This is a genomic window from Alphaproteobacteria bacterium HT1-32 (assembly GCA_009649675.1).
In the GTDB taxonomy this organism is placed as follows: Bacteria; Pseudomonadota; Alphaproteobacteria; order Rhodospirillales; family HT1-32; genus HT1-32.
In genome coordinates this window covers 1-11696 of the sequence record WJPL01000006.1, presented here as the reverse complement: position 1 = coordinate 11696, position 11696 = coordinate 1, and the positions used below count along the sequence as shown (strand labels likewise).

The following is an 11696-nucleotide window of genomic DNA, read 5'->3' as shown; positions in this document are numbered from 1 at the left end:
AGAGACCGCCTCAATCGTCTCCTGACGTAACTCGACAGCAAGCTGCTTCAGCTCAGCCGTCGAAAAAGAACGGATGTCTGACGGAAGACCTGCGCGGTCAAGAACGGGCTTCGACGTGTTCATCATGTTACTCCGGTATGCGAATCGGCGGAGACTAGCCTTTTTTGAACAGAACCGCAAAAACCCCGCAGACCATACAATAAAGATATTCCGGTTTTGACAGTTTCACCCGCTCGCTCAGCGGGTCGCGGCGGCGCAAATGGCCAATCAGACGATCTGCAATCCTGATGATGGCAGCAGATTCCATCGCCAGTCTCCGGCTTTTCAACCGCCCCGGAAGTGTCCGGGCGACGGCCATCAGTTCCTCGGTATGGTCGAGAGTGCGATCAATAACACGCCGCAAGGCCGGGCTGGTCTGACTGGCAGCAAGCGACTCGATTGTCCCCTCTTCCGCAGTCAGCCAGTTTTCCGGCAGATAAACACGATCAAGGTCAAGATAGTCCGCCTTGCAGTCCTGCAGATGATTGATCACCTGCAACGCATTGCACAAAGCGTCGGAAGCCACATAACCCGCCGGGTCTTCCCCATGCAGGTCCAGCAGGAATCGCCCGACCGGTGAGGCGGAATGCAGACAGTAATCAATGACAGCATCCCAGTCGGCATACCGGGTTTTCCTCGCATCCCGGGTAAAGGCGATCAGCAGGTCCCGGGCATGGCGATCATTGACGCCGTGTTCTGCCAGCTTTTTCCTCAGGGCAACCGCACTGGCACAGGCCGGATCACCGGATGTACCAGAGACAGCAGCATCAAACCGCGCCAGCCAATCAACCTTTTCATCGGCAGACAATGCCGGACTGTCAGCAATATCATCGGTTTCGCGGGCGAAGGCATAATAAACAGCAATCGCCGGTCGCAGTTCAGCCGGAAGCAGAAAGGAACCTACGGGGAAATTCTCGTAAGCCTCATCCTTTCCCGAGGTCACGTCCGGGTTTTGACTGTCGATGGACATAGATGTCAGGCGGCGACCGACTTTACAAAAGCAACGGCACGAACCACCCGGTCCCCCTCAGGCGCCAGTTCTTTCGCCTTTCTGAGTGCCGCCGCAGCAGCTTCAGGCTTGCTTGCACGGGCAAGAAGCTCAGCCTCAACCGCATGGGCTGCCGCGAACTTGTCATCAATCTGGAGCGCCCGGCTGATGGCAGCTGTTGCCTCCTCCAGACGGTTCACCTGACCAAGCTGGTCAGCCAGATTAACCCAGGCACTGGCGATTGACGGGTCAATACGGGTTGCCTGTTCGAAACAGCCAATTGCATCATCATATTTTCCCTGATCACGATAGATCAGACCGAGATCGACATGCGCCGGAGCAAATCCCGGCATATCGGAGATCACGCCACGCAATACAGCAATTGCCTTGTCCGTCTGACCGGTTTCCCGCAGCAGACGAGCCTTGCTTGTCGGGGCCACGGGATGTTTGGGCATCAGCTTGATTGCCCGGTCAAACGCAGCCAGCGCATCGTCATGACGACCAAGATCCTGATACATCCGGCCAAGATTGGTCAGCGCCGCACCGTTACGCGGGTTCGCATCAGAGGCTTTCTTGAACCACTGCGCAGCCTGTTCGCGATGCCCCTGCAAATGAGAGACCTCACCAAGGCTGTTCATTGCCACCGCATAATCCGGCGATATCTCAATCGCCCGCCGGTAGCAGGCCTCCGCCTCGGCATACTGACGCCGGGCCTGATGAACCCTGCCAAGATTATGATGTGCCAGATGAAGTTGCGGATCGATTCCGAGTGCACGCTTCAGTGACATCTCTGCCTTGCCGAACTGGCGTTTGCGCATCATCACAAGACCAAGATTGTTATGCGCCATTGCATAGCTGGGTCGGAGCTTGATCGCATTCAGATAGCAGACAGATGCTTCATCAACCCGGTTTCCGGCAAGCAGGAGGTTACCCAGATTGGTCCAGGCCAGATCAAGCTGCGGCGACAGTTCAATCGCCTTGCGATAGGTGGATTCAGCCTCGGCAAGGTTTGATGTCTGCTGCAGTGCCCGGCCCAGATTGTTATAGGCCATCGCATAATCCGGTTTCAGCCGGATGGCTTCACGATAATGCTTGATCGCAGTCTCAACCTCACCGGCCTGAAGCTCGATATTCGCGAGGTTGTTATGCGCAAGGCTGTAGTCCGGATTGATCCGCAAGGCACGGTCATAACTGTCACGGGCGTCCGCATGACGACCGAGCTTCTGGAGAACCAGCCCCAGATTGTTATGTGCGATATCCAGTTCCGGTTCCAGGTCGATGGCAGTACGCAGACTGATTTCAGCTTCGGTCAGACGGCCCTGCAATTCCTGAATGCTGCCCAGATTGGCATGTGCGCGTCCATAACGCGGTGCAATTTCGATGGCTTTACGGAACAGTTCCTCGGCTTCCGGCAAACGTCCCTGCGTCCGGAAAAGGGTACCCAGGCTGTTAAAAGCCTGAGGGTCATCAGGGTCTTTACCGATGACAATGCGATAGCAACCTTCGGCCCGCCGCAGATCACCTGTCGCCTGATAACATTGCGCCAGACCGTAAACAGCGCGCAGATTTTCACGCTCTGCATGCAGAATCTCGCGAAACTCTTTCTGTGCCTCGCGGATTTCGCGGGTCATCAGCAGCAGGCCCGCCAGCCGGAGACGGCATCCCTGATTGTCAGGGTCCAGCCGTAATGCTTCACGATAGGATTGTGATGCAGCCTGAAGGCGCCCCTGACTTTGCAGAGACCGGCCAAGATTCTGATGTGATTCGGCAGAATCCGGATCCAGCTTGATCGCCTTCCGGAACGAGGTTGCAGCCTTGTAATGATTACCCTGATGGCTCAGCACAGCCCCCAGGCTGTTATGATACACGGCCACCTCTGGTCCCAGACGGACAGCCTTCCGCAGATGCTTCAATGCAGCATCCGGACTGCCAAGTCTTTGCTGGCACAACCCCATTCCATGAATGGCGGCATGATTATTGGGATCAACGTCAACAAGACGCTGAAAAACACCTACGGCCTCGGAAAATTTTCCGTCGGCAACGAAGCGCCATCCACTTTCAATATTTGCGTCGATAATATCGGACATTGCGCGGCGAGCGCCTCCTTCCCCTTAATCGACCCGCTTCCCGTGCAGATTATATCCACCCTGCTCGGTTAACAAAGCCCTCACATGCACTTATCGCGCAAAACTTTCTGAAGAACATCAAGCGAACAGGCGGCGCCTTTCGACGCCGCCCTGCTTATTACCAGCGGATTTCCTCGATATCTTCGAAGTACATCGTGCTGCCATCCTGCAGATTGACCGAACCGGATGCCGACTCGTCGAACTCGAGCGAGTTGCCATCCATGGTGTAGCCGACATTACCATCGACCTGCAGCCAGTTGTTCGGACCACCATCGGCACCATCGACTTCGATCGCATCCCAGCCCTGACCACCGTAGGCGGTATCCGTACCACCATCAGAGCTGAAGATGAACAGATCATCCCCGGAGTCGCCGTACAGTTTGTCGTTGCCTGAGCCGCCTTCCAGCGTGTCATTGCCGTCACCACCATCAAGCGTATCGCTGCCATGGCCACCGATCAGCAGATCGTCGCCATCCCCGCCATAAAGCTTGTCGTTGGCCGTACCACCATCAAGCGTATCATCGCCGTCACCGCCATAAAGCGTATCAGAGCCATGTTCACCGAACAGGGTATCGCTTCCTGCACCACCATCCAGCGTGTCATTCGACGTACCGCCGTACATGAGGTCATTTCCGGCATCGCCTTCAAGCGTATCCGAGCCATGGCCACCCAGCAGGGTGTCATCACCATCACCGCCATAAAGCTTGTCGTTCGATGTACCGCCATCAAGCGTGTCATCACCCGCTTCGCCATACAGCCTGTCAGACCCATGGTTGCCGTAGATGTTGTCGTTTCCGTCACCACCATAAAGCTTGTCGCTGCCGGTTCCGCCATCAATCGAGTCATCGCCGTCGCCACCGTAGATCGTGTCCTTGTTACCAAGACCGTCAAGGGTGTCATCAGCAGTACCGCCGACAAGTGTATCCTTGCCGTGCGTCCCCGTAATGGTATCGCCCGGTATACCGCTGCCGAGCAGATCATCCAGATCCTGAGCCTGACCGTCGACATAGACTTCCAGCTCTTCCCAGTTCCGGACCGAGACGCCAAGGGTCGAGAAGGTGAACAGGCTGCCCTGACCAGTATCCCGGTTCTCGTCGTCATTCGCTTCCATGAACTCCCGGAACGACCGGAGTTCGGTCAGGACGGCATCATCATCGGCCTGATCACCCGACAGTTCGATCCGGAACGTATCCGAACCAGCCCCGCCATCATACAGGCCACCTGTTGCACCGTCCTCGGCATCAAAGACACCAAGGTCATCGCCAATGCCGCCGTCAATCGTATCGGTACCAGTGCCACCGACCAGGGTGTCAGCACCATCACCACCATAGAGATAATCGCTGCCGCCACCGCCATAGAGCGTGTCACTGCCAGCAGCACCGTAAGCTACGTCATAGCCTTCGCCGCCAAAGAACAGGTCGTCACCAGCACCCATATCGACCACGGCCCAGCCATACTCACCCGTGACCGTCACCGTATCGTTACCGTCGGACTGGTTGTCCGAAATACCGGTGCCGGATTCATCCGCATCCATGTTCAGATAGAAGGAGCTGTTCTCCATGTGGATCAGGATATTGTCGTCACCCGCACCACCCGAGATTTCCTGGTAGGACTTGTTGTAGCCGTACTGATTATCAACAAAGTCCGTATCGAAGGAGATGCTGATGCTGTCATCGCCGGCACCACCGGAGACTTCATCAGCCCCGTCGGCATCCGTGATCACGTCATCGCCATCACCGCCATACAGATCATCATACCAGCCGGAGCCGCCATCAATCGTGTCGTCACCGCCCTGACCGTAGATGTCGTCATTACCGCTGCCGCCACTGAGCGTATCACCGGTCGCACCGCCATCATCAGAGATGGTCACCTGAATGGTCCCCGTCGCCGTCGCGAAATCAGTCGCGTTGGTATCCGGGTCTGTATCAAGTGCCGTCGCTGTTACCGTCAGATCAAAGTCATCCGATCCGCTCGGTGCCGTGACATAAAGCTTCACATCAGCCGTGTTCAGATCTTCAAGGTCATCACCTTCGATGACCAGCTGTCCATTGCTGATCGTCAGTTCACGCTGACCGTTGATATCGCCACCCGCCAGATAGAAGGTCGCACCTTCCGGCAGGTCGCTGATCGTCACCGACAGGGTTTCAGAATTATCCAGATCATTCAGCGATGCCGACAGGTCGATTTCAGCAGTCGGGTCACCGGTTACACCGGTTTCATCGCCACCATAAATCTTGTCGTTACCGCCGCCACCGGAGATGACATCTGCACCCTCGCCACCTGTCAGGGTTTCACCTGAGCCGGAGCCTGTGATGGTTTCACCGGCACCGGAGGTCGTGGCTTCAACCGTCGTATCAACGATGGTCAGTGTCGGTGCATCCGCATCCGCGGTGACCTCTACCGTCAGCGTTGCCGTTGTCGTAGCAGTCTCACCGTCCGAGGTTGTCGAGACTGCCGTGACAGTCAGCTCAACATCTTCGCTGGCATCATCAGCCGGGGTGAACACCAGGTTACCGATATTATCGAGATCCGTACCCGAGATCACATAGTTCCCATTACCATCATCCGTGAGGGGCTGACCGCCAATCGCCAGTGTTGCACCTTCCGGCACATCGCTGATGACAACAGACAGGGTCTCACCATCATCGGTAAGGCTCGCATCAATTGACAGACCGATCGGGCAATCTTCCGCCGTGGCAGTTGCCTGAACCGAGAGTTCCGGTGCATCCGCCGTATCCGGGCCTTCCGGCAGGGAGACAACGGTTGTTTCACCACCGGCAAAGACCCGGTTGTTATCAGTCGTCGTCTCGTCATCGGAAACGTTGGTTTCCCAGGCTTCGGCGAAGGTACGGAAGGAAACATCGGTTCCGCCGGCACCTTCCGGAGCCCCCAGAGTTACCGGCATCGTGACCGTGCCGGACCCTGCCTGAATATCTTCGCTGCTGACTTCAATCCGCACGAAGCTGGCATCCGGCAGTCCGTTGATCGAGCCGCCATCGACCACATCAGCGCCTTCCGGTGCTGACCAGCCATCCGGCAGTTCAACAAGGATGAAGTGCGTTTCCGAACCGTCTGTGAAGTCGGAGAAGGTGGCCGTAACCGAGACCGTAACCGATTCAACCACACCGGCATCGACAACTTCCGTCTCGCCGGAGATCGAACGCAGCAGGAAGTCCGAATTATGGACGCTGTTGCCGGCACCATCATCGACCGGAGCCAGTTCGATATGCGTGATCGGGAAATCGGCATCAATCGTGAACTCAACCAGACCGTTCACTGTACCGTCAACGATACCGCTGATTTCCTGACCGTCAGGACCAAAGGCCGTCCATTCCGCATGTTCCATGTAACCCAAATCATACGGTCCGCGATCCAGGCTCTCGATCACTTCGCCATCAAACAGGGCAGACAGTTCAACCGTGACACTGTTCATCGGATTGTCGAAGGACACCCGGAGCATTTCGACGCCGTTATCGTCATCGCCGTCGAGGGTATCCAGTTCGCCGCCGTCGATGCCACCGCCGACCGCTATGCCTGAGTAGGCGTAGTTACCATGCAGGCTTGTATCGAGGGTATTGGTCGCATTCAGCGAGAAGGAAACATTCTTCGAACCGAAGTCTGCGTCCCCGTAACTGTCGGTATTTGCGTTGTAGGTCAGGGCCTCAACCGTCACTCCGGAGTCTGCCCAATCGGCCAGAACCGAAGAGATATTAACATTCGAGTCAGGCGTGGTGACATCAATCGAGACGACCTCTTCGCTGCCGCCTTCCGCAAGTGACGGCACGCCGTCACCATTTGCCAGTGCCTGAACCTGTGCTGAGCTCAGCTGACCGTCAAAGAATGCGACATCGTCCATCTTGCCATCAAAATGCTGGCTGAGATCGCTGTCCGACGCAGACTGATTGCCGGTATTCCAGGCATTCGCTCCGAGAACCAGCGGTTCGTAGTTACCCTGAAGGCCACCGGTATAGCTGTCGCTGTCCACCAGTTCACCATTCAGGAAGAGCTTCATGCCTTCGTCGCCGAAGGAGAAGGCGACATGGTTCCATTCGCCACATTCAACGCCATTCCCGACGCTGACCGTGTAGGACTGGCTGCCGCTCTGCAACCGGACTTCGATGCCGTCGTCAATCTGGCGAATGGTCATATGACCGCCCGTGTCGTAGCCGCTGGAGTCTTTCGACACCAGGCCATAGTCACAGTTCACGCTGTCCGGCTTGAACCAGAACTGCACCGTACCGTTGGCGAGCTCCATCGATGAGTCATGCGGGATATCGATATGGTCATTATACCCGTCGAAGCGGGCAGCCTTGCCATCATCATAACCGGAATAGCCCTGTCCCGTTCCCCGGTCGGTAACGCCATCTGCGTCACCGGCAGAGTCTTCAACAACACAGCCGCCGGTCTCATCCAGCTTCCAGTAGGCCACCGGGCTGATGCCCGTGCTGCCCGTGTCAGCTTCCGAAAGGTTGACCGTCACTGTCGTGCTGACATCGAACGGCTGATCGGCAACAGCATCGACTTCAACGGAGATCGTACCGTCGAAAGTCTGGCTGTCCCCGCCATCCGGGTCAGAAACCGTAACGCTGACACCGAGTTCCACATCAGCATCGGAATGCTGCGGGAGCTCGATCTGCAGGCTCGACTGATCGGCCAGGAACGTATCCAGGTCTGCGCCATCCAGCACAACCTCACCGCTTCCGCTGGCACTCAGCGTCTCGCCACCAATGGTGATCAGAGCACCTGCCGGAACCCCGGTAATGACGATGCCGCTGACAGTGTCGTCATTGTCAAGCTGTGACAGGTTGATCTGGCTACCGATGTCGGCACTGACGCCGTCAGCGATATCACCGAACGTGCCGTTGTCATTCTCGTCAGTCTGCTGTTCGGAAACAGCCTGCCCGTCTTCATAGACAGCCGTATCACCGAAGGTAACCGTCGAGGTAACCCCGTCATCCGGACCACCCGGCAGAGTTACAGAGACTTCCGAGCCGGTGAAGGCACGGTTGTTGTCGGTCGACAGTTCGCTGTCGCTGACATTGTTCTCGAAGGCTTCCGCGAATGTACGGAATGTCAGGCTCTCGCCTTCCGCACCTTCCGGCGCACCAAGCACGACCGGAATGGTGACCGTACCGCCGCTGTTGGCGATCTGGGTATTGCTGACTTCGATCCGCACAAAGCTGGCATCCGGCAAGCCGCTGATGGAACCACCATCAACGACTTCCGCGCCTTCCGGTGCTGACCAGCCATCGGGCAGTTCGACCAGAACAAAGTGCGATTCCGAACCATCCGTGAAATCAGAGAAGGTCGCGCTGACATTAACGGTCACAGAATCTACCGTCTCTGTCTCAATACCCGGCGTTTCAGATGTCAGCGTGATGTCATCGACACGTACGCCGCGACCACCATTCACATCATAGCCGTTCTCAGCCAGTTCGACCCGCATGCTGGTGCCATCACCAACGAAGGTAACAGTAACCGTTTCCCACTGATGTTCGGTGTGATTCGACGCATCCTGCGAGAAGGTCTCAACCACTTCGCCACCGACACTCACCTGCATCGAATTGACATTCGCGTCATAGCAGGGACGACCCGCCGCCTGGAATGTCAGCGTGTAGGTAACGCCTTCTTCTGTCGGAATATCCCGATAGATGCTGGCAGCATCATAGTTGCTGTTACCCGGATCCGTGTTCAGCTCGATATACTGCTCACCATCAGGTGTGTTCGGGTTCGACCCGGACTCGTTCCAGACTTCGATGCGGTGACTCTCAGTACTCCACCCATCTGCCTCACACTGGAAACCCTGATTGACGTCTTCAAAGGTTGTGTTGAAGACAGTTGTCGTCTCGCCACCGGAAGACGTCGATGTCGTGCTGACCGTTACTTCCGCGCTTACGTCAAATGGCTTGTCGGCAACCGCATCGACATCGACCGAAATCACACCATCAAAGGTCTGACTGCTGCCATCCGGATCAGACACCGTCACACCAACGCTCAGGTCAGCATCAACATCGCTATGCTGCGGCAGTTCAATAACCAGCGCCGACTGATCCGCCATAAAGGTATCCAGATCGTCCCCGGCAATGGTGACTGTACCACCTTCGCCGACAAGCATCGGGTTGCCATCCAGCATAATGACTGCACCAGCCGGCAGGTCAGAAAGTGTGATCTCACTGACACTGTCGTCACCTTCGATCCCGGAAAGGTCAATCTGTGAACCAATTTCCTGAGAAACCGCACCAGACAGATCGCCGAACGTGCTGTCATTATTAGCATCGGTCTGTCCGGCCATGGCCGACTGACCATCTTCATAAACCGCACTGTCAGTGAAGCTGACAGTGCTGTTGATGCCGTCGTCAACCGGATCAGCATGAACGCTTACCGTCGTGCTGCTGACCGCAGAATTATTGTCGAGGGTCAGTTCAGTATCGCTGACATTATCTTCAACTGCGTAAGCCAGTATTGTGACGTCACCGTCGAAACCAACCGTTTCATCGGCCACAACAAACATGACTGTCGTAGTGAACTGACCGTCCGTATTCACCAGGTCTGCGTTATCTGCCTCAATTCTGACATAGGACTTATTGTCCTGCGTGACGATGTTGGCATCTGACGGTGCAACCAGTCCGTCCGGCACTTCGATCAGTACATAATGTGTCTCTGACCCATCCTCAAAATCAGCAAATGTAACGTTCGCGGTGACATTAACGTAGGTTTCATCACCACTTCCGCCCCAGACATCATCACTGATCGTCAGGTTGGCCTGATTGTATTGCCAGGTGACATCTGCCTTGTCGCCGGTCGGGAAATCGCCTTCCGTCATGCCATCCTTAAGGATGAACAGTTCTCCCTCACCCGGTCCATACCCCGACGGATGGTTGTTACCAGCCTTAACCGTGATGCCGGCAATCAGTTCCATATTCGGATAGTTGTCTTCTACGAATGAACCAAAATCGATGTCATTCGGGTCACGGAGTCCCTGTCCCGGGAAGTCATCAATTTTCACTTTCAGGAAATCACCTGCATCGTCCTGCAGATAAAGCACCACGTTCGAAATATCGTGCGGGAAGGTCGGAATATCGAAGCCATCACTATCATGGACTTCAATTGATGCAGACACTTCGTAAGGTTGGTCGGCAACCGCATCAATCACGACATCAATTGCACCAGTGAAGACCTGGCTGTCGCCACCCGGGTCGCTCACCGTTACCGATGCTTCGAGGCTGACATCAGCGTCAGAATGCTGCGGCAGTGTCATTGTCAGCTGTGTCTGGTCAGCCAGGAAGCTTTCCAGATCATCACCGGACAGGACGATCTCGCCGTCACCATTCGCCGTCAGTTCAGCACCGCCAAGGTTGAAGGTCGCATCACCCGGCAGGTTACCAATCGTAACCTCGGTTACTTCGTCATCACCTTCAACCGTCGAGACGTTGATCTGGCTGCCGATCTCAACTGTCAGCGGGCCAGCCAGATCACCGGCTGTACCGTCACCATTAACATTGGTCTGAGCAGCTTCCGTTGCCTGCGCATCCTCATAACGTTCCAGATCGCCGAAGCTGACTGTCGAGGTCACGCCGTCATCTTCGCCCTGGAATTTCAGGATGGCACTGGACTGATCGCCATCACTGTCTTCCAGAACATAGGTGAACTCTTCACTGAAGCCGACCGGCTCTTCCTCGGTCTTCATATATTCGATGAAGAAGTCGGAGGTGCCTGTCGTCACACAGAAGACGATGTTGTCGAAGCCGCCATCAATGCTGATATCGAGTGTCAGCTGACCATCCGTATTCGGACGATCCGAGACATCATGTTCAGCCGCAAAGTCGGCCCGGCCAACTTCCTGGCCATCGCGGTAGGCGATCCAGACACCGGTTTCCGTGCCGCCGCTTTCACCTTCAAACAGCGCCCGGACACCAACTTCAACGTTATTGACGGTGTTGCCGCCAAAATCGATTTCAAGGATTTCAGGACCGTCGATTTCCGTATCACCGCCACCGGCAATGCCGATGCCGCGGAACTGGCCACTTGCGTCGCCGCTGCCCGGGGTCCGTTCACCGTAGGAGACGTCACGGTCGTTGCCATAGGCATCCCGTGCCGTAATCGTTACCTGCTGACCGCCGATTTCCTGTTCCCAGAGACCAGCGAAATCATAGCTGTCACCCGTCAGGTCATCAGCACCCAGCATCCAGCCGCTCTCGCCCGAACCATCCGACGAGTCAGTGACGGTGTATTCGTAACTGCCGTCCGCATACATATGGATCGTGCCGTTTTCGCCCTGCAGCTCGATATAGCTGTTGCCTTCGCCATCCGTCTTCACATCCGCCGGATTGTCGAAGCTGACGGACTGGTCACCAAACTGGATCGACACAATGCTGCCCGGATCATCCGCACCGACATTGTCAGCCTGCAGTGAACCACCACTGTTGTCCGTATCAACACCCGTGATCACGTTACCCGTGGTCGAGGAGCCGACACCGCCTGCAACAAAGTCACAATCCATGTTCGCGGTCGGTACATCGTCCACCACATCCACAGAAACCGTG

The 11696-nt window shown here is 56.1% G+C and carries 3 protein-coding genes; all 3 read right to left on the bottom strand.

The window, feature by feature from the left end; all coding sequences use genetic code 11:
* Positions 1-154: 154 nt before the first annotated feature.
* Positions 155-1009, bottom strand: coding sequence for a squalene synthase HpnC (hpnC, locus tag GH722_20575; protein MRG74162.1), 855 nt, complete (start codon positions 1007-1009; stop codon positions 155-157).
* Between the two features lie 5 nt (positions 1010-1014).
* Positions 1015-3114, bottom strand: coding sequence for a tetratricopeptide repeat protein (locus GH722_20570; protein ID MRG74161.1), 2100 nt, complete (start codon positions 3112-3114; stop codon positions 1015-1017).
* Positions 3115-3271: 157 nt separating this feature from the next.
* Positions 3272-11696, bottom strand: an 8425-nt coding sequence (locus tag GH722_20565) for a DUF642 domain-containing protein (protein ID MRG74160.1), incomplete at its 5' end; no start/stop codon positions are given.